General features: G+C 70.9%; 23 protein-coding genes. 10 read left to right on the forward strand and 13 right to left on the reverse strand.

All coding sequences use genetic code 11. The annotated features are described in order from the left end of the window. Positions 1-702, reverse strand: a complete 702-nt coding sequence (locus ABTZ99_RS19765; protein WP_499612813.1) for an MBL fold metallo-hydrolase — start codon at positions 700-702, stop codon at positions 1-3. A 145-nt stretch (positions 703-847) separates the two neighbouring features. On the opposite strand from ABTZ99_RS19765, the gene ABTZ99_RS19770 reads away from it, so the two are divergent. The 6 genes from ABTZ99_RS19770 (at position 848) to ABTZ99_RS19795 (ending at position 7,153) form a co-directional block, all read left to right on the forward strand. Then, positions 848-1,708: a peptidylprolyl isomerase gene (locus tag ABTZ99_RS19770; protein WP_498772416.1), complete on the forward strand. Its 861-nt coding sequence runs from the start codon at positions 848-850 to the stop codon at positions 1,706-1,708. Between the two features lie 228 nt (positions 1,709-1,936). Continuing rightward, a complete protein-coding gene (locus ABTZ99_RS19775; RefSeq protein WP_498772414.1) occupies positions 1,937-2,188 on the forward strand; it encodes a hypothetical protein in 252 nt (83 codons plus the stop codon). A gap of 2 nt (positions 2,189-2,190) precedes the next feature. Further along, positions 2,191-3,531, forward strand: coding sequence for a DegT/DnrJ/EryC1/StrS family aminotransferase (locus ABTZ99_RS19780; RefSeq protein ID WP_499612815.1), 1,341 nt, complete (start codon positions 2,191-2,193; stop codon positions 3,529-3,531). Between the two features lie 16 nt (positions 3,532-3,547). After that, positions 3,548-4,588, forward strand: a complete 1,041-nt coding sequence (locus tag ABTZ99_RS19785) for a Gfo/Idh/MocA family protein (RefSeq protein WP_499612817.1) — start codon at positions 3,548-3,550, stop codon at positions 4,586-4,588. A gap of 52 nt (positions 4,589-4,640) precedes the next feature. Then, the gene (locus tag ABTZ99_RS19790) at positions 4,641-5,990 is read left to right on the forward strand and encodes a DegT/DnrJ/EryC1/StrS family aminotransferase (RefSeq protein WP_499612819.1); all 1,350 of its coding nucleotides are present in this window, start codon (positions 4,641-4,643) and stop codon (positions 5,988-5,990) included. Then, positions 5,987-7,153: an MFS transporter gene (locus tag ABTZ99_RS19795; RefSeq protein ID WP_499612821.1), complete on the forward strand. Its 1,167-nt coding sequence runs from the start codon at positions 5,987-5,989 to the stop codon at positions 7,151-7,153. The genes ABTZ99_RS19790 and ABTZ99_RS19795 overlap by 4 nt, the downstream gene beginning before the upstream one ends. A gap of 36 nt (positions 7,154-7,189) precedes the next feature. On the opposite strand, the gene ABTZ99_RS19800 is transcribed toward ABTZ99_RS19795, so the two are convergent. The 3 genes from ABTZ99_RS19800 to ABTZ99_RS19810 all read right to left on the reverse strand — a co-directional run bounded on the left by ABTZ99_RS19800 (position 7,190) and on the right by ABTZ99_RS19810 (position 10,671). After that, entirely contained in the window at positions 7,190-9,490 is a 2,301-nt protein-coding gene (locus tag ABTZ99_RS19800) for a RelA/SpoT family protein (protein ID WP_498772404.1), read from the reverse strand. 124 nt (positions 9,491-9,614) lie between these two features. Beyond that, on the reverse strand, positions 9,615-9,818 hold the full coding sequence (locus tag ABTZ99_RS19805; RefSeq protein WP_498772402.1) for a DUF397 domain-containing protein: 204 nt from the start codon (positions 9,816-9,818) through the stop codon (positions 9,615-9,617). Further along, positions 9,811-10,671 carry a Scr1 family TA system antitoxin-like transcriptional regulator gene (locus tag ABTZ99_RS19810; protein ID WP_499612852.1) on the reverse strand — a complete coding sequence of 287 codons (861 nt, stop codon included), beginning with the start codon at positions 10,669-10,671 and terminating at the stop codon, positions 9,811-9,813. The genes ABTZ99_RS19805 and ABTZ99_RS19810 overlap by 8 nt, the downstream gene beginning before the upstream one ends. A 98-nt stretch (positions 10,672-10,769) precedes the next feature. On the opposite strand from ABTZ99_RS19810, the gene ABTZ99_RS19815 reads away from it, so the two are divergent. Both ABTZ99_RS19815 and ABTZ99_RS19820 read left to right on the forward strand, forming a co-directional pair. Continuing rightward, the gene (locus tag ABTZ99_RS19815; RefSeq protein WP_499612824.1) at positions 10,770-11,525 is read left to right on the forward strand and encodes a tetratricopeptide repeat protein; all 756 of its coding nucleotides are present in this window, start codon (positions 10,770-10,772) and stop codon (positions 11,523-11,525) included. Positions 11,526-11,602: 77 nt separating this feature from the next. Continuing rightward, positions 11,603-12,787: an HNH endonuclease signature motif containing protein gene (locus ABTZ99_RS19820; protein WP_499612826.1), complete on the forward strand. Its 1,185-nt coding sequence runs from the start codon at positions 11,603-11,605 to the stop codon at positions 12,785-12,787. A gap of 28 nt (positions 12,788-12,815) precedes the next feature. On the opposite strand, the gene ABTZ99_RS19825 is transcribed toward ABTZ99_RS19820, so the two are convergent. The 7 genes from ABTZ99_RS19825 to ruvC all read right to left on the reverse strand — a co-directional run bounded on the left by ABTZ99_RS19825 (position 12,816) and on the right by ruvC (position 19,245). Beyond that, positions 12,816-13,334 carry an adenine phosphoribosyltransferase gene (locus ABTZ99_RS19825; RefSeq protein ID WP_498772396.1) on the reverse strand — a complete coding sequence of 173 codons (519 nt, stop codon included), beginning with the start codon at positions 13,332-13,334 and terminating at the stop codon, positions 12,816-12,818. Then, complete coding sequence (gene secF / locus ABTZ99_RS19830) at positions 13,331-14,530, reverse strand: protein translocase subunit SecF (RefSeq protein ID WP_498772394.1); 1,200 nt, start codon at positions 14,528-14,530, stop codon at positions 13,331-13,333. The genes ABTZ99_RS19825 and secF overlap by 4 nt, the downstream gene beginning before the upstream one ends. Position 14,531: 1 nt before the next feature. Beyond that, positions 14,532-16,379, reverse strand: coding sequence for a protein translocase subunit SecD (gene secD / locus ABTZ99_RS19835; protein WP_498772393.1), 1,848 nt, complete (start codon positions 16,377-16,379; stop codon positions 14,532-14,534). Positions 16,380-16,518: 139 nt separating this feature from the next. Next, positions 16,519-16,887, reverse strand: coding sequence for a preprotein translocase subunit YajC (gene yajC, locus ABTZ99_RS19840; RefSeq protein ID WP_498772391.1), 369 nt, complete (start codon positions 16,885-16,887; stop codon positions 16,519-16,521). 98 nt (positions 16,888-16,985) lie between these two features. Beyond that, a complete protein-coding gene (ruvB, locus tag ABTZ99_RS19845) occupies positions 16,986-18,041 on the reverse strand; it encodes a Holliday junction branch migration DNA helicase RuvB (protein ID WP_498772389.1) in 1,056 nt (351 codons plus the stop codon). Next, on the reverse strand, positions 18,038-18,628 hold the full coding sequence (gene ruvA, locus ABTZ99_RS19850) for a Holliday junction branch migration protein RuvA (RefSeq protein ID WP_498772387.1): 591 nt from the start codon (positions 18,626-18,628) through the stop codon (positions 18,038-18,040). Before ruvA ends, ruvB begins: the two co-directional genes overlap by 4 nt. Continuing rightward, positions 18,625-19,245 (reverse strand): crossover junction endodeoxyribonuclease RuvC, encoded by a 621-nt coding sequence (gene ruvC / locus ABTZ99_RS19855; RefSeq protein ID WP_499612829.1) that lies wholly within the window; start codon positions 19,243-19,245, stop codon positions 18,625-18,627. The genes ruvA and ruvC overlap by 4 nt, the downstream gene beginning before the upstream one ends. 178 nt (positions 19,246-19,423) lie before the next feature. On the opposite strand from ruvC, the gene ABTZ99_RS19860 reads away from it, so the two are divergent. Beyond that, positions 19,424-20,947, forward strand: coding sequence for a diguanylate cyclase domain-containing protein (locus tag ABTZ99_RS19860; RefSeq protein ID WP_498772383.1), 1,524 nt, complete (start codon positions 19,424-19,426; stop codon positions 20,945-20,947). Next, positions 20,944-21,390, forward strand: a complete 447-nt coding sequence (locus tag ABTZ99_RS19865) for a cupin domain-containing protein (RefSeq protein WP_499612831.1) — start codon at positions 20,944-20,946, stop codon at positions 21,388-21,390. The genes ABTZ99_RS19860 and ABTZ99_RS19865 overlap by 4 nt, the downstream gene beginning before the upstream one ends. Positions 21,391-21,399: 9 nt before the next feature. On the opposite strand, the gene ABTZ99_RS19870 is transcribed toward ABTZ99_RS19865, so the two are convergent. Then, positions 21,400-22,173, reverse strand: coding sequence for a DUF899 family protein (locus tag ABTZ99_RS19870; protein ID WP_499612832.1), 774 nt, complete (start codon positions 22,171-22,173; stop codon positions 21,400-21,402). Between the two features lie 13 nt (positions 22,174-22,186). Further along, positions 22,187-22,684 (reverse strand): DinB family protein, encoded by a 498-nt coding sequence (locus ABTZ99_RS19875; RefSeq protein WP_499612833.1) that lies wholly within the window; start codon positions 22,682-22,684, stop codon positions 22,187-22,189. Positions 22,685-22,729 lie beyond the last annotated feature (45 nt).

Consider the following 22,729-nt stretch of genomic DNA (forward strand, 5'->3'; position numbering starts at 1 on the left):
CTACAGTCCTCGGTGCGGTGCGGCCGGCGCGCCCGGTGAGGCCAGTTCCAGCAGGAACGGGTTGCTCACGCGCTCGCGACCGATGGTCGTCGTCGGTCCGTGGCCGGGCAGGACCACCGTGTCGTCGGCCAACGTCAGCACCTTCGTGCGCAGCGACGTCAGGATCTCGCGGTGGTTGCCGCCCGGCAGGTCGGTGCGTCCGATGGAGCCCGCGAAGAGGGTGTCGCCGGACAGCACGAGCCGTCCGCCCTCCTCGGTGCCGGTCCGGAACATCACCGACCCGCCGGTATGGCCGGGTGTGTGGTCGACGGTCAGCCGGAGGCCGGCCAGGTCCAGCTCGGCGCCGTCGGTCAGCTCGCGCACCTCGCGCGGCTCCCGCATCTCCAGGTTGCCGCCGAAGGAGGCCCGCGACTGCGCGCTGATGCCCTTGAGCGGGTCGGCCAGCATCTCGCGGTCGTCGGGGTGGATCCACGCGGGGATGTCGTTGCCGTCGCAGACGGGCGCGACGGAGAACGTGTGGTCGAAGTGCCCGTGCGTGAGCAGCACGGCGACCGGGGAGAGCCGGTGCTCGCGCAACGCCTCGGCGACCCGCTCGGCCGCGCCCTGGCCCGGATCGACCACCACGCACGGCCCGCCCGCGCCCGTGGCCAGCACGAAGCAGTTGGCCATCAGAGCGCCGGTCGGGAACCCGATCACCAGCACGGGATCACCTCTCGACGGCAACGGATCGACAACGGATCGCTGTGGACCACGCCGAGCAGCCTATCCGGCATACACCAGTCACATACCCGCCCCCTAGACTGCTGACCGATCGTCGCCGTCGACGCAGAGATCAGGGAGGTTGCAGGTGCCGACCAACGTGCAGCGCCGCGAGCAGGCCAAGCGGAAGCTGGAACGCCAGCTCGTCCGCAGGGCGGAGCGCGCGAAGCGGCGCCGGGTGATCGCGGTCGTCGCGACGGCGGTCACCGTCGTCGTCATCGCGGGCGGTGTGTACTTCCTCGCCACGACCGACTTCAGCAGCACCGGCGACGACGCCGCCGCCAGCTCGACCACCCCGGCCCCGATCGAGATCCCGACCGAGGTGAAGGCGCTGCCCACGCGCCCGACGCCCATCGCGGACCCGGCCACGTGCGAGTACCGGCCGTCGACGGAGCCCGCGTCCAAGGAGGGCACCAAGGCCCCCGAGGCGAGCGCCCCCGCGACCGGCACCGCCACCGCCACCATCAAGGCCAACATCGGCGAGCTGAAGCTGACCCTGGACCGCGCCCTGGCGCCGTGCGCCGTGAACAGCTTCGTCAGCCTGGTCAAGCAGGGCTACTACGACGGCAGCACGTGCCACCGCATCGGCACCGAGGGCCTGCAGATGCTGCAGTGCGGCGACCCGACGGGCACCGGCACCGGCGGCCCCGGCTACACGTTCGACAACGAGACGTGGCCGGAGCTGACCTACGGCCGCGGCTACCTGGCCATGGCGAACGCCGGCCTCGACCAGGCGACGCAGAAGGGCACCAACGGCAGCCAGTTCTTCATCGTCTACGGCGATGCCCAGCTGTCGCCCGACTACACCGTCTTCGGCAGCCTCGACGAGGCCGGTCTCAAGTTGATCGACGAGGTGGCCCGCGCGGGCCACGACGGCGCGTTCGACCCGAGCCCCGGCGGCGGCAAGCCGAACAAGGAAGTCAAGTTCGAGTCGGTCGCGGTCGCTTAACCCCTGCGACGGCAGCCACCCGGACACGAAGGGGCCCGCTACTCGGGAGAGGAGTAGCGGGCCCCTTCGTCTTCCCCGTCGGCCCCGGTGAGGCCGACATCCTCGGATGGTCCCACCGGCCCCTTACGTTTCGCTGACGCGCCCGCGGCCCGGTCCTTGAAGGAGGATCGGGCCGCGGGCGCTTCGTGCGTCCGGGCAGGACATTTTCTCCATACCAGGCGACGTGAAATGACGGTGATCGCGCGGGAATTGATCAGCGCGTTTCGCGTATTCCAAGCGGACCGGGCAGAAACGAATCCCGCAGTGGCGTTTGTGCCGTTCGGGAGCGGGGAAACACTGTCTCGTCATGAAGCCAAGGACGAGGTCTGGGGACCGAAGATCACCTCTGCGTCCAATTCGGACAGCCCGCCCGGCGTGAATGCCGACCAAGTGATCGGCGCGCCGGCGCACCTTGGCAGAAATTCCGACCTCCGGGACTGACCATGAGAAATCTTGACGAACTCCCGGTCGCCCTCGGCGGACCCCCGGTCCGCGATCCGGGATCGGCCACGCGCACGCCGATAATCACCGGTGCGGACCGGTCGCGCGTCGACTCCTACTTGCGGGCGGCGGATTTCCAACCCGCGTCCCAGGCGCTCAGCGCGCCGTGCGAAGCCGAGCCGCTCCTGCTGCCCGTCGGGTCGCTGGGCGCGGAGCAGGAGGCCCTCTCCCGGGAATTCACCCAGGTCCACGGCAATGGCGCGAACGACTTCCACAGCATCCCCGTGAGCAACGGGACCAGGGCGATCGCGCTGGCGCTGACCGCGATCTCCGCTCACGCGCGACGGCTCGGGCTGAGGAAGCCGGTAGTCGGGGACAACGTGATCGTCCCCGCCCTGACGTGGAGCGCCACGGCGACCGCCGCGCTCGAGAAGGGCTTCGTGCCGCGCTTGGCCGACGTCGACGAGCAGACCCTCTGCCTGGACCCGTCCTCGGTCGAGGCGCTCGTCGACGACAGGACGTTCGCGATCATCGCGGTGCACCTGTACAACCGGGTCGCCGACCTCGGGGAGCTGAAGCGCATCGCCGACGAGCGCGGGATCGCGTTGATCGAGGACTGCGCGCACGCGCACGGTGCGCGCTACCGGGGTGAGCCCGTCGGCGCCATCGGCACGGCCGGCACCTTCAGCCTCCAGGCCAGCAAGACGCTCACCTGCGGCGAAGGCGGCATGATCACCACGCGGGACGGCCTGCTCGCGGAGCAGCTCTGCTCGCTGGCGAACTGCGGCCGGCCCTGCGGTGACGCCATCGGGATCCCCGCCGGCAACGACCGGCTGCCCGGCCTGTCCGCGGCTCTCGCGCGAGCGCAGCTCGACGAGTTCGAGACGCGCCAGGCGGCGCGGACCGAGGTCTGGCGCCGACTCGACGACCTCGCGACGAGCCTGCCCGGGGTCGACCCGTTCCCGGCTCAGCCGGACGTCGTCGCCCCGACCTACAAGTGGGCCGCCCGCTACCCCCGCGAACAGTGGGGCGGCCTGTCCCCGGACCTGCTGGCGCAGGCCCTCACGGCCGAGCTGGACGTCGAGGTGTCACGGGTCTACGAACCGTTGAACCGCTCGCGCCTGTACCAACCGGCGGAAGACCCGCTGATCGGGACCGTGCACGGGACCGACGAACTCGACCCGAGCCGGTACGACTGCCCCGTGGCGGCACGCCTGTACGAGTCGGTCCTGGTCATCGAACACGCCGCCGCGTTGAGCGACGACTTCGTCGAGTCGTACGCCGTCGCGGTGCGGAAGGTCCACGAACACGCGAAACGAATAGCACACTCGCCGACTCGATAGGATCGGGACGCCAGCCGTGAAGAAACTCAAAGCCGGAATCATTGGATGCGGGCAGATGGCGCACAACCACGCGTCCGCGTACCAGGAAATACCGGGAGTGGAACTGGTCGCGGCACACGATCGGGACGCCCCGCGCGCCGAGCGGATGTGCGCGACCTTCGGCATCAGGCAACTCGGACTTCGCGAACTGCTCGACGCGGTGGACGTCGTCAGCATCTGCACCTGGCCGGCGTCGCACTGCGCGCTCACCCTGGAAGCCCTTCAGGCGGGCAAGCACGTCATGTGCGAAAAACCACCCGCGACCAACGTGGCAGAAGCCGCCCGGATGGCGGAGGCGGCCGACGAGCGAGGACTGGTCCTCACCTACGGACTGCTGTACCGGCACGTCTTCCGGGACTGCGTGGGAATCGTCCGGGCGGTCGGTCAGCCACTCAGGATCACCGGCAGGTGGCTGCGCCGCCGGGGCTTCCCGCAGTGGAGCCCGGCCGGATTCCGGGAGAGCGCGGGAGGCGCCCTGACCGACCTGGGTGTGCACGTGCTCGACCTCTCCTGGTACCTGATGAACTGCCCGGACCCCGTCGCGGTCGAGGCCACGACCTGGAACCACGTGCCGCCGGAACCGGACCGGGACGCGACCGACAACGCCTCGCTGACCGTTCGGATGGGCAACGGGTCCACCGCGACCGTCGCGGTGGCGTACGCGTCCCACACCCTCGTCGGAGAGGAAACCCACCTGGAGGTGGAAGGGCCGCTCGGACGACTGCGGCTGCCCATGCCGACGCACCAGACCGCCATGGCGCCGGACCTGCTCCCCCGGTTCCACGGCTCCGCCGCGCCGCTCGCCCGCGCACGGCCGAGACTGGTCCGCGAGGCGATCCGCGACCAGCTGGCCAACTTCAGGGACTCCGCGCTGGGGCTCAGCACCGCGGTCGTCACCGCGGACGAAGCCGTCACGCTCCAGCGCATGGTGGACCTGGCCCTGGTGTCGGCGCGGTCCGGCGAGTCGATCGCGATCGGCGGCCCGGTCGAGGAGCGGCTGCCCATCGCGGGCTCTTGAAGTCCGTCCCCAACGCGAAGTCCGCCCACAACGCACAGACAGGAGTGGAGTCATGAGCACGATGCCGGCAGCCCTCGGCGGCGACCCGGTCGTCACAGCGGAGGACGCCCCGATCTGGCCCCTGTCCGGACTGATCGAGACGGCGGCGCTCACCGAGGTCACCGACAGCGGCCAGTGGGTGGGGTTCAGCCACGTCCCGGCGAAGTGGCGGGCAATCCTCGAGCAGGTGGTGGCCGACACCACGGGGTACCGCTACGGCGTCGGCCAGCCCAACGGCACGCTGGCGATCGCCAGTGGCCTCCGCGCACAACTGCGCCGACGTGGCCTGGAGTGGGCCGACGGGCGTGACGAGGTGCTCGTCGCCGACCTGACCCACGCCTCGGCCCACCACGGCGTCCGGTTGGGCGTGGCGGCCGAACTGGGTCGCACGCCGACGCTGGTGCCGATCGACGCACGGCCGGACGCCACGATGGACAGCGAGGTCGTCGCCGACTACCTGGACCGCCACGCCGACCGCGTGCTGGCCGTGGTCCCCGCGACCATGTACGGCAACTTCGGCCCGATCGAGGAGATCGTCGAACTCGGCGAGCGGCACGACGTCGCCGTGCACCACGACAACGCGTTGGGCGGCGCGGCCCGCTACGACGGCCGACCGGCCCCGACCGCCTCCATCTCGGCTCACGGCGAGGGGAAGGCGACCCCGTCGTGCGAGGGCGGGATGGTCGTGGCCTCGGACCCGTACCTGGCGGCGCTCGTCCGGGCGGACACCGATTGCGGCAACGGGCCCGAGCGCGGCGACCCGATCCCGGCCGCCGACCTCGGACCGGTCCCGGCCGGCAACCAGCGGATGGGCGAGCAGCCGGCGGTGCTGATGCTCGTCCAGTGGTTGCGAGCGCTGCACTACCGGTTGCAGGTGCGGGAGAACCGGCGCGTGATCACCGACCTGGTGCGGGATCGCGGGCGGTTCCCCACACCGGTCCTGTGGGTGCCTCCGGTCGACGCCGAGTACCCGCCCTTCTTCTGCCTCTACATGCTGTGCACCGAGGCGCTGGAGGACGAGTGGGGCCTGACGCCGGACGACCTCCGGCTGGCGCTCACCGCGGAGGGCATCTGGGCGGAAGCGGGTTTCACCCCCACTCACCAGGACCCGGCGTGGAGCACCTGCGTCGGCGGCGCGGAGCTCTCCTACCCCGGTTCGACGCTCGTGCACGACCGGGCGATCTTCATCCACAACAAGTTCCTCCGGCACCCCGACTTCCCGGTGTGGCTGGACCGGGTCTTCGAGAAGATCCGGGAGCACAAGGGGGAGCTGGCCGGCATCGCCGAGAGGTCTCCCGGCTTCACGGCCGACCGGGTGACGAACCCGATCGTGAGGAGCGCCGGCCACCGGAGGGGGCTGTGAAGCAGCGATCCGCACTGTGGCCGATGATCGCGCTGGGCGGGCTGTACTTCGTCAACACGGCGCTGTCGGCGGCGCTCGCGCCCCGCTACGCGGAGATCGTGACGTCCCTCGGCCTGTCCGCCGAGAGCCTGGCGCTGGCCCTCCTCGGCCAGGCGGTCGGCCTGACGGCGGTCATCCTCACGCTGGCGCCCCGCCTCGCGGACCGCTACGGCGCACGGGCCGCCGCCCGGCTGGGAGCCCTGTCGTTCTGCGTGCTGACGCCGCTGATCGGCCTGGCCGGCTCGTGGACGATGCTGTTCGCGGCCTTCCTGGCCAGCGGGGCGGTCAACGCCTTGCTGGACCTCGGCATGGCCCGCTCCGCCACCGACGCCGAGAAGCAGACCGGCCGCACGCTGATCACCTTCCTCGACATCCCCGCCGCGCTGGGCTCGCTGCTCGGCGCGAGCGCGGGTGCGGCGACCGCCGGGCGGACCGGCGTCGGCCCGTACGCCATCGCGGTGGGGCTCGCGGGGTGCTTCATCGTCCTCGCGGTGTGGCGGTACCTGCCCGCGCCCCGGCGAACCCCGGTGCGCAACGCCGCTCCGAGCCGGAAGGTGCCCGTCACGGCGTTGTGCGTGCTGGCCGCCGCCGGCTTGGGCATGCAGCTCGCGGTGATGGACTGGGCGAGCCTGGTGTTCCGCGAACTGGGCGCCCCGCCGACGATGTACGGGATCGGGAACGTCACCTTCATCGCCGGCGCCACCGTCATCCTCTTCGTCTGTGGTCCGCTGGCCGACCGCTACGGCGCGACGGTCGTCCTGCGGGTCACGGCGGCCGTCGGGATCGTCGGCATGGTGGCCGCGACGTGGTCGGACTCGGTGACGGTCGTCGCGATCGGCCTGGCCATGGCCGGGCTGGGCCTGCAACCCGCCCACCCGTTGGCGCTGAGCGCGGCCGGGCGGGGTTCGGTCAAGGACCAGGCGAAGGTGATCGGGGCGAGCTACGTCGGGATGGCGCTCATGCGGCCCGCGGTCGGAGGGCTGTCGGCCATCACCGGGGTCCAGGTCGCGCTCGGGGTGACGACCGTCGTGCTGGGCCTGCTGGTGCTGCTCCTGGCGGCCAAGGCCGAGAAGGAGCCCTTGGCCGTGGACGAGCCCCGCGCGTCGGACGCGTCGGACGCGTAGGCGCGGTCGGCCGGTCAGAACGCCGACGTCACCCGGTCACGACGCCGACGTCACCCGGTACACGTCGTACACGCCCTCCACGCTGCGAACCGCCTTCAGCACGTGACCGAGGTGCTTCGGGTCGCCCATCTCGAACGAGAACCGCGACACCGCGACCCGGTCCCGCGACGTCGTCACCGACGCCGACAGGATGTTGACCTTCTCGTCGGCGAGCACCTTCGTCACGTCCGACAGCAGCCGGTGCCGGTCCAGCGCCTCCACCTGGATCGCCACCAGGAACACCGAGGACGACGACGGCGCCCACTCGACGTCCAGCAGCCGCTCGGGCGTCTTGAGCAGCTCGTCCGCGTTGGTGCAGTCCGTCCGGTGCACCGACACGCCGCCACCGCGGGTCACGAAGCCGAGGATGTCGTCACCCGGCACGGGCGTGCAGCAGCGCGCCAGCTTGACCCAGACGTCGGCCGCGTCCTTGACGACGACACCCGCGTCGCCGGTGACCCGCCGCCGCGCCACCGTGGACGGCGTCGACCGCTCCGCCAGCTCTTCCTCGGCGTGCTCCACCCCGCCGAGCTGCGCCACCAGCCGCTGCACGACGTGCCGCGCGGACGTGTGCCCCTCCCCCACGGCCGCGTACAGCGCCGACACGTCGGGGTAGTGCAGCTCCTTCGACAGCGCGCCCATCGAGTCGGCCGACACCAGCCTCTGCAACGGGAGCCCGACGCGTCGGACCTCCTTCGCGATGGCGTCCTTGCCGACCTCGATGGCCTCTTCCTTGCGCTCCTTCGCGAACCACTGCTTGATCTTCGCCTTGGCCCTGGGCGAGGCCGCGAACGACAGCCAGTCGCGGGACGGGCCCGCGCCCTCCGCCTTCGAGGTGAAGATCTCGATGACCTCGCCGTTCTCGAGCTTGCGCTCCAGCGCGACGAGCCGACCGTTCACCCGCGCGCCGATGCACCGGTGACCCACCTCGGTGTGCACGGCGTACGCGAAGTCGACCGGCGTGGACCCGGTCGGCAACGTCACCACGTCGCCCTTCGGCGTGAAGACGAAGATCTCCCGCGCGGCCAGGTCGAACCGCAGCGACTCCAGGAACTCGCCGGGGTCGGCGGCCTCGCGCTGCCAGTCGAGCAGTTGGCGCATCCAGGCCATCTCGTCGACCTCGACGCCCTTGCCGCTGTGCGTGCCGCGCGTCTCCTTGTACCGCCAGTGCGCCGCGATGCCGTACTCGGCGGTCCGGTGCATGTCGTAGGTGCGGATCTGCACTTCCAGCGGCTTGCCGTCCGGTCCGATGACCGTCGTGTGCAACGACTGGTACACCCCGAACCGGGGCTGCGCGATGTAGTCCTTGAACCGGCCCGGCATCGGCTGCCACAGCGCGTGCACGACACCCATCGCCGCGTAGCAGTCGCGGACCTCGTCCACCTGGATGCGCACGCCCACCAGGTCGTGGATGTCGTCGAAGTCCCGACCGCGCACGATCATCTTCTGGTGGATCGAGTAGTAGTGCTTGGGCCTGCCCTCGACCTTGGCCGTGATCTGGGCCGCCGCCATCTGCTGGGACAGCTCGGTGATCACCCCGCCCAGGTACGTGTCGCGCGACGGCGCGCGGTTGGCCACCAGGCGCACGATCTCGTCGTACTTCTTCGGCTGGAGGATCGCGAACGCCAGGTCCTCGAGCTCCCACTTCACCGTCGCCATGCCGAGGCGGTGCGCCAGCGGCGCCAGCACCTCCAGCGTCTCGCGCGCCTTGCGGGCCTGCTTCTCCGGCGGGAGGAACCGCATGGTGCGCATGTTGTGCAGCCGGTCGGCGAGCTTGATGACCAGCACCCGGGGGTCCTTGGCCATGGCGATGACCATCTTGCGGATGGTCTCCGCCTCGGCCGCCGCGCCGAGCTTGACCTTGTCGAGCTTGGTGACGCCGTCCACGAGGAGCGAGACCTCGGTGCCGAAGTCGACCCGCAGCTGGTCCAGCGAGTAGTCGGTGTCCTCCACCGTGTCGTGCAGGAGGGCGGCGACCAGCGTGGTGGTGTCCATGCCCAGCTCGGCCAGGATCGTCGCCACGGCGAGCGGGTGCGTGATGTAGGGGTCGCCGGACTTGCGCCGCTGCGGGCGGTGCTTCTCCTCCGCCACGTCGTAGGCGTGCTGGAGCAGCGCCAGGTCGGCCTTCGGGTGCAGGTCGCGGTGGACGGCGGCCAGCGGTTCGAGCACCTGCTTGACCGGCGCGGCGCGCTGGGCGGTGATCCGACGTGCCAGCCGCGCGCGCACGCGCCTCGTCGCCGACGGCGGCCGTGCGGGCACGGGCTGCGACGTCTGGGCGGGTTCGGTGTCCTGGCTCAACCACGCTCCTCGGGTCTAGGAACCGAGGATAACTCCGTTGAGGGCCCGACCCCGGCGACGAGCCGATGAGCGGTGCAGTTCACACGACGAGCAGCACCTGTCAATCAGCGCGACCGGTCGGGTTTCACCAGCCTGAACCCGCCGTCTGGTCGCTCTTGAGACCCGCCAGGAACGCCGCGAAGCTCGTCCGGGGGAACCTCAACTGCCCCGCTTCCGGCTGCTTGCTGTCCCGAACGGCGGTCGACTCGACGGTCACGGACAGCTCGACGCAGTCCGGCTGGGTGGAGCTGTAGGTCGACTTCCGCCACCGATCCTGCTGGTCAGGCATACCTGGCGTCCCTCACTTCTCGGATGCACTTCGCGGATTGCTTCGGATCGAGCGCCAGCCGGGCCACGTCGTCCCAAGCCTCGACCAGCCTGCTCACCATCCGCTCATTCTCCACGACCTTGATCCCGCTGTGGCCCTCCACGTAGACCGAGAGCGGTTCCTCTGGCTCGGGGTAGTCGAGCAGGGTCAACGCGCCGAGCTGCGGGCCATAGGCACCGGTGTCGAAGGAGACGATCTGAAGGGTGACGTTGTCCTGCTGGGCGACCGTCAACAGGTGCGTCAACTGCTCATACATCAGCTCACGGCCTCCGACCACGCGGTACAGCGCCGCTTCGTCGATCAGCGCGTGCAGCTGGAGTGGGTGGAATGCACGGGAGAGCAAGCCTTGCCGATCACGACGCTCGGCAGCCGCCTGGGCGGTCCACCCCTTGCCCGCGGTCAACGCCGGAGCGCCTCGACCCATCTCTTCGGCGTAGCTGCCGAGCTGGAGGATTCCCGGAATCATCGTCGGGTCGAGTGAGCGTTCCGCGGTCGCCTCTCCTTCGTCCATCCGGAACCGCAGGTAACCCGGCGAGAGAGCGGAGGCGTGCTCGACCACCACCGCGTCCACGTTCGCGCGTTCCCAGAGCGCGGTGCCCTCACCCAGCTCCTCATCGGTCGCCTTGAGGACCATCATGATCGCCAGGAACGTCGGGTAACGCGGCAGGTGGTCGCCGGACAGCAGTCGGTTGACCGTGTCCTTCGACGTCTTGACCAGGTCCGCGACCTCGGCGGGCTTGAGTCCTGCCCGTTCCACGATCGGTTTGACGTGTCGGCCGAGCCTTCGCTTGGCACGCGTGGTTCCTACCGCCATGACGATCACCTTAGCCACTGTGCGTAGTCGACTTGCACGCAGAGTTCACCCTATTGCTTGCCAGAGGTTTGCCCGCCGCAAACTATAGGGTGGCACGCATGACGGAGAACGTAGACCAAGTGGCGGAGCGCCTCCGCTGCCAGTGGCTGGAGGTGCCGCACAGCTACGGCTTGGCGGCCACGCTGGAGGTGCACCGCGCGACCCTCGCCCTCGCCGAGCGCCACCCCCTCTCGGAGTCCGCCGCCGTCCCGCTGGAGGTCGCCGCGCAGGTCTACGCCCGCATGCGCCTCTTCCAAGCCGCCACCACCATGACCACGCGCGCGGTCGGGATCCGCCGGGACCTCTGCCTCGAACTGGCCACCGAGGACCGGCTCGCCCACCACGCCTTCGCCCTCGACCTGCTGGCGAGCATCTACCGCGCCCGCGGCATGGCCGACGCCATCACCGGGTGCCTCGTCCAACTGGTCGAGATGCACTTCACGTGCGAGAACAACGCCGGCGTCGCGTGGGCCGTCCGCGAACTCGGCGCGCACGCGCTCCTGACGGGCGACCTGGACAACGCGGTCGCGAAGTTCACCCGGGCCGACGAGCTCTACGCCGAGTACGACGCCGACACCGGGATCGCCGAGGAGCGCGGCGAGTGCCGCGTGCTGCTCGGACGGGCCCGGCTGGCCCAGGGCGACCGCGAATCGGCGCTGCTCTGGTTCAAGCGGGCGGCCGACGACTTCACCATCACGGGGGCCGACGCGCTCGTGCTCGAAGCGGAAGCCCTCCAGACCGCCGTGCACTCCTCGACCGAGCCGCCCGAGCCGGACCTGCTCGTGATCGGCGACTTCGGCGTCGCCCACTGGTAGGCGAAAGTCGTTATGCTGCAACGGTTTCACTTGATCGAGCGATGCCGGCCGAATGCTCGTTCGAATATCATTTGGTCATGGACACATCGCCCGCGCTGCTCACCGAGGACGGCCTCTTCGCCGCCGTCGCCTCGGTCGAGGCATCCCTGCGGGCGTTGCACCGGCGGCGATTGGAACTGCTGGCCGAGGTGCTCCGGTGCGGCTACGACGTGGACTCGTTCCGACACCTGGCACGGGCGAACCCCGCCGAGATGAAGCAGTGGATCGCGCAGGTCGCGTTGTTCCTGCCCTCGATCACCCCCACCGGCCAACCGCTGCCGCCCTCGCACCCGGAGGTCGGTGCGGCGTTGGCCGAGCACGAGTTGTCCGATGCTCATCTGCGGGAGTTGACCCGGGCGATCACCACGCTCAAGTTGCCCGACTCCTCCGAGGCGATCCTGGTCGAGGCCGCCCGCTCCGTCGAACCCCAAGCGGTGCGGCGGCTGGCCGACCGGATCCGGGACCGGATCGACCAGGAGGCGGCCGACGAGTGGGACGAACCCGCCGCCGAACCCGCCGACACCCTGCACGTGCGAGACCTGCCCGGCGGGCGACTGGAGTTCTGGGGCGAACTGTCCGCCGAGACCGGCGCCCGCTTCACCGCGATGCTCGAACCACTCGCCACACCCCGACCCGACGGCCCGAAGGACCGGGCGCACCGGTGGGGCGAGGCGTTCGGCGACCTCGTATCGCTGGCCTCGCGGTCGGGTGACCTGCCCTCCGAAGCCGGGGAACGCCCCCACATCAGCGTCACCCTCGACTTCGAGACGTTGCGGCGCGGCGCGGGGCACGCGGTGCTCGACGGCGACCACTTCTTGAGCGCATCCCAGGCCCGGCGGATCGCCTGCGACGCCAAGGTCATCCCGGTCGTGCTCGGAGCCGGCTCCGAGGTGCTGGACCTGGGGAGGACGAAGCGCACGGTCAGCGTGGCGCAGCGCAAGGCACTGCACGCCAGGGACCGGGGATGCGCGTTCCCGGGCTGCGGCCGACCACCGAAGTGGTGCGACGCGCACCACGTCCGGCACTGGGCCGACGGCGGCGACACCGACCTCGCCAACATGGTCCTGCTCTGCCGGGCCCACCACAGCCTGGTCCACCACTCACGCTGGAGGATCACCATGACCGGCGGAGTGCCGGCGTTCATCCCACCCCGCCACGTCGACCCCGCCCGACTACCCCGCCAGAACCTCCTCCACCGACCACCCACCGCCCTCGCGGCGTGAACCCGGAGCAGGTCGGACGGTCAGCAGGTCAGACGGTCAGCAGGGCGTTGACGTCACGGCCGGCCAGGCGCTCGCGGCCGCCCAAGCCGGGGATCTCCAGCACGACCGAGATACCGGTGACCACGCCACCGGCGCGTTCGACCAGCTCGCACGCCGCCGCGGCGGTGCCGCCGGTCGCCAGCACGTCGTCCACCACGACGACGTGCTGCCCCGGCACGATGGCCTCCGCCGGCAGTTCCAGCGTGGCCGTCCCGTACTCCAGGTCGTAGGACACGCGGTGCGCGACCGAAGGCAGCTTGCCCGGCTTGCGCAGCGGCACGACGCCGTAGTGCCAGCCGTAACCCAGAGCAGCGCCCAGCAGGAAGCCGCGCGACTCTATCGCGGCCACTACCTGGGTGTCCGGGTGGATCTTGTCCTGGAGGGCGTCGACCACGGCGCGCAGAGCGTCCGGGTCGGCGAGGACCGGCGTGAGGTCCCGGAAGACGACCCCCGGCAGGGGGAAGTCCGGGACCTCACGCAGCAGCCCTAGGGCGCGGTCGAGCTTCAACGGTGCTTCTTGCCCGTCGGGCGGCGTCGCGCGTCGCTCGCCTTGCCGGTCCGCGCGGGCACGCCCGCCGCGGCCGCCATGGCCTTCTCCTTGCGCAACTCGGCCTGCAGCGACTCGTCGTCGGTCGACTCCACGATGTCGCCACCGCTGACGACCTCGCCGGTCGCTTCGCCGGTCGCGGCGGCACGGCGGGCCAGGTTGTCCCGACGCGCCTGCACCCGGGCGGCCTGCGCCTTGTACCGGGCGTCGCGCATCTTCAGGTCCACCGCGATCGGGGTCGCGATGTAGATGGACGACAGCGCGCCGATCACGATGCCGGTGAGCTGCACCAGCGCCAGGTCCTTCAGCGTGCCGACGCCGAGCAGGCCGACGCCGATCGCCAGCAGGCCCAGCACCGGCAGCACCGCGATCAACGAGGTGTTGATCGAGCGCATCAGGGTCTGGTTGACCGCCAGGTTCGCGGCCTCGGCGAACGTGCGGCGGGTGAGGCCGAGCAGACCGCGGGTGTTCTCCCGGACCTTGTCGAACACCACCACCGTGTCGTACAGCGAGAAACCGAGGATGGTGAGCAGACCGATGACCGTGGCCGGCGAGACCTCGAAGCCGACGATCGAGTACACGCCCGCCGTGATCACCACGTCGTGCAGCACCGCGACGAGGGCGGCGAGCGCCATCGACAGCTCGAAGTACAGCGCCAGGAAGATCATCACCGCGACGAAGAACACGAGCAGCGCGATCAGCGCCTGGCTGGTGATCTCACCGCCCCACGAGGCGGACACGGCGCTGTCGCTGATGGCGTCCACGCCGCCGTTGGGCTTCAGGTCCTCGTTGAGCGTGGTCTTGAGCTTCAGGACCTGGTCGGCGTCGAGCGTCTCCGACCGGATCTGGATGGTCGCCGAGTCGCCGGTGCCCACGGTCTGCGTGGCGGCCGGCTCCTTGCCGAGGGCCTTCTCGAACGACTCCTTGGCCTGCTCGACGCCGATCGTGCCGGAGGAGCTGATCGCGGGCATCTGGATCCGCGTGCCACCGGTGAAGTCGATGCCGCGGTTGAAGCCCTTGAACACGATCGACAGGACGCAGATCAGCAGGATGATGCCGAAGATCACGTACCAGCGCTTGCGCTTGCCGACGATGTCGAACGCGCCGTTGCCGACGTAGAGCCGATGGAAAACGTTGCTCTTCTTCGCCTCGGTCACGTCAGACCTCCTTCACAGCGGTGCTCTTCGCACCCGACGGCGCGCGGTCGTCGACAGCGGCCTGGACGGCGCCGCCCAGACCCGAGAGCTTCGGGTTGGACAGGCGCTTCGACTTGGAGATCATGCTGACCAGCGGGTGCGTGACCAGGAAGACCACGACCAGGTCGAGCACGGTCGACATACCCAGGGTGAACGCGAAGCCCTTCACCTGGCCGACGGCGAGCACGTACAGGATGGCCGCGGCGAGGAAGCTGACCATGTCCGCGGACAGGATCGTGCGACGGGAGCGGACCCAGGCGCGCGGCACCGCCGACCGGAACGTCCGGCCCTCTCGCATCTCGTCCTTCAGTCGTTCGAAGAACACCACGAACGAGTCCGCGGTGATACCGATCGACACGATGAAACCGGCGATGCCCGCGAGGTCGAGGGTGAACCCGATCCAGCGGCCAAGCAGCACCAGCACCGCGTAGACGATCACACCGGACAGGACGAGCGACAGGATCGTCAGCACGCCGAGCAGGCGGTAGTAGAACAAGCAGTAGACGAACACCAGCGCGAGGCCGATGCCACCGGCGATCAGGCCGGCCTTCAGCGAGGCGAGGCCCAGCGTCGCGGACACCGTCTCGGCCTCGGAGGCCTCGAACGACAGCGGCAGCGAGCCGTACTTGAGCACGTTGGCGAGGCTGTTCGCCTCGGCCTGGCTGAACTTGCCGCTGATCTGCGTCGAGCCGCCGAGGATGGGCTCGTTGATGTTCGGCGCGGACACGACCTGCGTGTCCAGCACGACGGCGACCTGCTGAGAGACGTTCGCCGAGGTGAACTTGCCCCACTTGTCACCGCCCTCGCCCTTGAAGGTGAGGTCGACGACGAAGCCCGCGCCCTGCGGGTCGGTGCCGGACACCGCGTTGTCGATGTCCTCGCCGCTCAGCCGCGAGTACAGGCTGAAGTCGTCGTCCTTCACGCTGCCGTCGGTCGGCGGGGTGACCGGCGCCAGCACGTACTTCTCGGTGCGGTCCTGGTCGCAGGTCAGCAGCGGCAGCGCCGGGTCGTCGTTGCCGATCAGCGGGTCGACCGCGGGGCAGGTGAACGCGGCGAGCGCCTGGGACACGGTCTGCGCGTCCAGCGTGGTCAGCTGCGGGTCCTGCCGGCAGGTGCGGGACTCCTCGATGGCCCTGGTCGGGTCGTCGGAGTACTGGCCCTGGAAGACCGCGCGGCAGTCGACCTGCGGCTCGGTGGGCGGCTGCTCGCCGGCGGGCGCGTTCGGGTCCGCGGGCGGCGTCGTGGTGTCGGCCGGCGGCGTCGTGGTCGGCTGGCCCTCGAACGCCGGGGCCGGGCGGCCCTGCGCGGTCGTGGTCGGCGCGACGGAGTTCGCGGTCTCGGTCGGCTCCTTGCCCTCGCTCGCGGGGGGCGCGGCCGAGCCCGACGTGGTCGGCGGCGCGCTGCTGGTCGGCTCGGGCTCCGGCGCGTTGGGCACCGGCGAGCCGATGACCTTGCGGAAGTTGAGCTTCGCCGTCTGGCCGAGGCGCTTCGCGCCCTCGCTGTCGGAGCCGGGGACCGTGATCACCAGGTTGGTGCCGTCGCGGATGACCTCGGGACCGGCCACGCCCAGACCGTTGACGCGCGTCTCGATGAGCGTGCGCGCCTGGTTGAGCGACTCCTCCGACGGCGTCTTCCCATCAGGAGCCCGGGCGGTCAACGTGACACGGGTGCCACCCTGGAGGTCGATGCCGAGCTTGGGGGTCGCCTTGCCGTTCCCGGTGAAGAACACCAGGGAGTACAGCGCGACCACGATGAGGACAAATGCGCCCAGGTACTTCGCGGGGCGGATTTGCCCGGCCGGAGGTGCCACGGTCCGTCCGTCTCCTGATAGTTGACAAGGTCAGCGAGGCCGCAGCGTACCCCTGATGGTGTGAGCTGCGCGTCACTGCCTGGAGTCGGCACGTTGACAGTTGCCGGCTCCAGGCGAGGCCTCCGCTGGTTACTTCTGGTTACTTCTTGCTCTCCTGCTGTGCGCGGTCGACGTCCGCGGTCTCGTCCACGACGTCGTCGACATCCTCGACGTCGTCCACGACCGCGTCGGTCTCGGTGTCCACGACAACCTTCTCGCGAATGGCCTGGCGCAGCCAAGTGGTGACGACGCCGTCGGCGATCTCGAGTTCGATCGTGTTGTCTTCGTCGTTCACGCCGGCCACCGTCGCGTACAGCCCGGAGGTGGTCATGACCCGGTCACCCGGCTCCAGGGAGTTCAGCAGCGCCTGCTGTTCGGCGACGGCCCGCTTCTGCTTGCGGGCGCTGAGGAACAGCGGCACCGCGAGCAGCACGAGCAGCAGCGGGAACATCAAGGAGGACAGGTCCATCATTCTCCGATCAACCGGACGGGGCGGGCGCGATCAGCGCCCGGTACGTCCGAATTTCTGGGGTGCCGCTGCCGATTGTGCCAGGTGAGTAATACCGATCACTCGGTGGCGTCGTCGAACAGGGATCGGGTGGCCTCCCCAGGCGCCCGGGGCGGCGGCTGCAGGCCCAGGTGCAGCCACGCCGTGGCGGTGGCGACCCGACCACGGGGCGTGCGCGCCAGCATCCCGGCCCGGACCAGGTACGGCTCGCAGACCTCCTCGACCGTGGTGGGCTCCTCACCCACCGCGACGGCCAGCGTGGAGACGCCGACCGGGCCGCCGCCGAACGAACGGACCAACGCGCCCAGGACCGCCCGGTCCAACCGGTCCAGGCCCAGTTCGTCCACGTCGTAGACCTTCAGGGCGTCCCGGGCGACCTCCAGGGTCACCGCGCCGTCCGCGCGCACCTCTGCGTAGTCCCGAACCCGCCGGAGCAGCCGGTTCGCGATGCGGGGCGTGCCGCGGGACCGGCCCGCGATCTCCCGGCCGCCGTCCTCGCGCAGGTCGACGCCGAGGATCCCGGCGGACCGGCGCAGGATCAGCTCCAGCTCCTCGGGGCTGTAGAACTCCATGTGCCCGGTGAAGCCGAACCGGTCGCGCAGCGGCCCGGTCAGCGCGCCGGAGCGGGTGGTGGCGCCGACCAGCGTGAACGGGGCGATGTCGAGCGGGATGCTGGTCGCGCCGGGGCCCTTGCCGACGACCACGTCGACCCGGAAGTCCTCCATCGCCAGGTAGAGCATCTCCTCGGCGGGCCTGGCCATCCGGTGGATCTCGTCGATGAACAGCACGTCGCCCTCGACCAGGTTCGACAGCATCGCGGCCAGGTCGCCCGCGCGTTCGAGGGCGGGGCCGGAGGTGATGCGCAGGGACGCGCCCAGCTCGGCCGCGATGATCATGGCGAGGCTGGTCTTGCCCAGGCCGGGCGGGCCGGACAGCAGCACGTGGTCGGGCGGCGAGCCGCGTTGCATCGCGCCCTGGAGGACCAGTTCGAGCTGCTCGCGGACCTTCGGCTGGCCGACGAACTCGTGCAGGTCCTTCGGCCGCAGGGTGGTTTCGAGGTCCCGCTCGGCGGGATCCGGCAGCGGGTTGAGGGTGTCGTCCTCGTCGTGGTTCATCGCTTGCGGCCCAGGGCGGCCAGGGAGCGGCGGAGGACCTCGGACGTGCCCAGCGCGCCGTCGGCGGCCAGCACGGCGTCGACGGCCTGCTCGGCCTGCTTGGCCGGGAAGCCGAGGCCGAGCAGCGCCTCGGTGACCTGCGCGCGGACCTGGCCCGCGTCGCCGGTGGCGCTCGGCGCGGGCTCGAGCCGGCCGACCTTGTCGCGCAGCTCGATGATCAGGCGCTCGGCGCCCTTGCGGCCGATGCCGGGCACCTGGGTGAGCACGGTGATGTTGCCCTCGGCCAGGGCGGCGCGCAGCTTGTCCGGCTCCAGCACGGCCAGTGTCGCCAACGCCAGCCGCGGCCCTATCCCGGACACGGTCTGCAGGAGGCCGAACAGCTCGCGGGCGTCGGCGTCGGCGAAGCCGAAGAGGGTCAGCGAGTCCTCGCGCACGACCAGCGCCGTGGCCAGCTGGGTCTCTTCGCCGCGGCGCAGCGTGGCCAGCGTGGCGGGGGTGGCCTGCACGGCGTAGCCGACGCCGCCGACCTCGACGACGACGTGGTCGAGCCCGATGGACAGCACCTGCCCGCGCAGTGACGAGATCACTGACCCTTACCTGCTTCCCGCTTGTCGATCGGTGTGGCCTTGCCCGGTGCGGCCGCTGCCCTCGCACCGGCCTGTGCCAGTTTGGCGCGGTGCGTCCGGGCGATCTCAGCCGCCCTCGCCTGCGCCTCCTCCAGGCGCGACCGCATGGGCGCGCGCCACAGGTGGCAGATGGCCAGCGCGAGCGCGTCGGCGGCGTCGGCGGGCTTCGGCGCGGTCTTGAGGCCGAGCAGCTTGGTGACCATGGCGGTGACCTGGGCCTTGTCCGCCCGCCCGGAACCGGTGACGGCGGCCTTGACCTCGCTCGGCGTGTGGAACACGACCGGCAGGCCGCGGCGGGCCGCCGACAGCGCCACCACGCCGCCCGCCTGCGCGGTGCCCATCGCGGTGCGCACGTTGTGCTGGCTGAACACCCGCTCGACGGCCACCACCTGGGGCTGGTAGCGGTCCAGCCACTGCTCGACCGCGTCGGAGAGCTGGAGCAGCCGCCGCGCCAGGTCCTCGTCCGCGGGCGTGCGCACGACGTCCACGGCGACCGGCCGCACGGTCCGGCCGGGACCGCCGTCGACCACCCCGAACCCGCACCGGGTCAGGCCGGGGTCGACTCCGAACACGCGCACGCTGGTCCCCTCAACCGCCGACGAACACCAGTTCGAACCTTAGAGGGTGATCACGGCGGACGGCCCGGTGACACGCGCACGGTGACGAACAGGCACCCCCCGATCGACACAGCGTCACGAGGTCACTACAGTGGCTCGGTCAACTGATCGACTCCAGTGGCGGCATGAGCGGGGTGCCATGACCCTGAGGCGGTTCGGCGTCGTCTCCGTCGCCGTCTGCGCCCTGGTCGTCTGCGTCGTCAGCCTCGTGGTCTCCGGGGTGCTCGACCGGCCGACGTCCGTCGCGATCGACAAGTTCACCCAGTTGCTCGCCTCGGTCGCCGCGATGGTGTCGTACTGGCGGGCCGCGCGGGCGCGGCAGGGGGTGGCGCGCCGCTGGCGGCTGTGGATGGTCGCGGCGATGGCGAGCCTGGCCGTCGGGCTGGCCGTGTGGATCTGGGGCCAGGTGTTCCTCGGGGTGGCGCTGCCCTCGTCCACGCTGGCGCCGATCGGGTTCATGCTCGTGCCCGGGCTGACGCTGTGCGCGGTCCTGGTGCTGGCGCACGGCGGGTCGGGCAAGCTGCCCGGCCACCGCAGCAAGCTGGTCGTCGCGCTGGACGGGCTGATCGTGGTCGGCTCGCTGTTCGTGCTCACGTGGGTGTCGCTGCTGGAGTCGATGGTCCGCGCGTGGGCCACCTCCGGCCCGGGTTTCGCGACCGTCGTGGCGCACCCGGCCGCCTACCTGGTGATGCTGGTCGTGCTGCTGGTGTCGTCGTGGACGCACCGCTCGGTGCGGCAGCTGCCGGTGCTGTTCATCGCGTTGGCGGGCCTGGCGCAGTCGGCGTCGGGCTGGGTGTTCGCGTACCTGGTGAGCAAGGGCGCCACGGCCATCCCGACGGCAGCCGACATCGGGTTCATGGTGTGCCCGGCGTTGTTCTTCCTCAGCTCCATCGCGCCGAGCAACGCCGCGCGGGAGCGGGTCGGCGCGGCCAGGCTGCGCGCGGGCGAGCTGCTGCACCTGCTGGTGCCGTACCTGCCGATGCTGGTCACGGGCCTGTTCATCGTGGTCGGCACGGCGACCGGCGTGCGGCTCAACCCGCTGGAGATCTACGTCGGGCTCGGCGTGGTGCTGCTGGTGATCGCGCGGCAGCTGCTGACGCTGATCGACAACGTGAAGCTGCTGGAGCAGCTGCGGGAGAGCCGGGAACGGCTGCGGCACCAGGCCTACCACGACCCGCTGACGGGGGTGCCGAACCGCGCGCTGTTCCGGGAGCGGCTGGACGCGGCGCTGGCCGGGACGTCGCCGGTGGTGGTGCTGTTCATCGACGTGGACGGGTTCAAGGACGTCAACGACAACTTCGGCCACGCCGAGGGCGACGCGGTGCTGCGGATCGTGGCGTCGCGGTTGCAGGCCTGCGTGCGGTCGCAGGACGTGGTGGCGCGGTTGGGCGGCGACGAGTTCGGCGTGCTGGTCGACGGCTACCCGCAGCCGCCGGAGGAGATCGGGCGGCGGGTGCTCGGCGCGCTGGACGAGCCGCACCGCACGGCGAACGGCTCGCACGTGATCCGGGCGTCGATCGGGATCTCGCACCGCGAGGCGTTCGACCCGTCGTTGACCGCCGACGACCTGCTCGGCACGGCGGACGCGGCGATGTACACGGCGAAGCGGCTCGGCAAGGGGATGGTCGTGGTGCACGGATCGGTGGAGGCGGAGCTGACATGAGCATCGAGGACGTCATCAAGACGCTGGGGATGGTCGAGTTACAGGTCGAGGGAGGGTGGTGGGCGCAGTCGTGGCGCTCGCCCGAGGCGTCCGCGATCTACTACCTGCTGCGGGAGGGCGAGTTCTCCGGCATGCACCGGCTGGACCACCTGGAGATCTACTCCTACCACCGCGGCGCGGCGTTGCGGATGCTGCTGCTGCACCCGGACGGCACGGTGACGACGCCGGTGCTGGGCCCGGACCTCGCCGCGGGCGAACGGCCGCAGGTGGTCGTGCCCGCCGGGGTGTGGCAGGCCTCCGAGCCGGATGGCGACTGGTCGATCGTCGGCACGGTCGTCGTGCCGCCCTACAACGACGACGTGGTCAGCTTCGGCGAGGCCGACACCCTCGCCCCGCTCTACCCCTCGCACGCCGACCTGATCCGCCGCTACTGCCGCTTCTGACCGCCGTCCCTAGTGGTGGTGCCGCTCCAGGCCGAGGGTGTCGACCGGGAGCGCGCCGGGACGGGTCCACTGCGGCACGGGGCGGCTGGTCGGGCCCCAGGTGGCGGTCCCGTCCGCGTCCGCGCGCCAGGACCAGCACGCGTCCCGGCCCGCCGGCCACCCGTCGGGGTTGTCCTCCCAGGCCTCACCGCGGCCGTAGGGCGTCAGGTCGAGCAGGCCCAGGGACCCGTTGACCCGCTCGTTGCCGCGGCCGGTCGTGGAGTAGGTGAGGAACGCGCGGTCGCCGTCGCGCAGGAAGCAGGTGAGGTGCCCCATGCTGTCGCCGACCGGCGCGGCCAGGTCGCGCACCGAGTACCAGGGCTGGGTGTAGCCCATGAACTCGACGTAGGCGGCCACCTCGTCCCACCGGCCCGTGGTCAGGACGGCGAACGAGACGCCGCGGGCGTTGAGGTACACGGCGTCCTTCAGGTGCCAGGCCGTGGTGGTGCAGCCCTCGCACTGCCCCTGGTGCGGCGCGCCGTCGTACCACATGTGCTTGTAGACGACGAGCTCGTCGCGGCCCTGGAACAGGTCCAGGAACGGGACCGGGCCGTCGGGTCCGACGACCTCGACCGCGCCGTCGAACTCCACCATCGGCAGTCGGCGGCGGGCGGCGGCGAGGGCGTCGCCCTCGCGGGTGTGCGCCTTCTCGCGGACCAGCAGCTCGTCGCGGGCGGCCTGCCAGGTGGCCGGGTCGACGACGGGCGGGCGGCCGGGCCGCGCGGTGGTCGGGTCGGGTGTCATGGTGTCCTCCTGGTCAGCCCATCGTCTTCTGACCGTCGAGGGTCTCGCGGATGATGTCCGCGTGCCCGGCGTGCTGGGACGTCTCGGCGATCAGGTGCAGCACCACGCGGCGGACGGTCCACGAGACGCCCGGCTCGAACCACGGCGCGACGGGCAGCGGGTGGGCGGTGTCCAGGTCCAGGTCCGCGAGCAGCCGCTCGGTCTTCGCCGCCGTCTCCTCGTAGTCCGCGAGCAGCCCGGCCAGCGTCTCGTGCTCCAGCATGCGGAAGCCGTTCTCCCAGTCCGCCGGCACGCTCTCCATCAGTTCGGCGCCGCCGACCGCGAAGCGCATCCAGCCCTCTTCCACGGCGCGGACGTGCTTGATGAGGCCGCCGAGGGAGAGCGCGCTCGCCGTGGGCGTCTGCCGCGCCTGCTCGTCGCTCAGCCCGCGCACCGTGACGCGGAGGAACCCGCGGTGCCTGGCCAGGCTCGTCAGCAGGTCGGTGAGCTCGGTCGAGAGGGTGGTGTTCATGGTCTGGTTCTGCCTTCCGCCTCAGTGGTGACACCACCCTAAGAC

The organism is Actinosynnema sp. NPDC002837 (assembly GCF_040295345.1).
Lineage (GTDB): Bacteria > Actinomycetota > Actinomycetes > Mycobacteriales > Pseudonocardiaceae > Actinosynnema.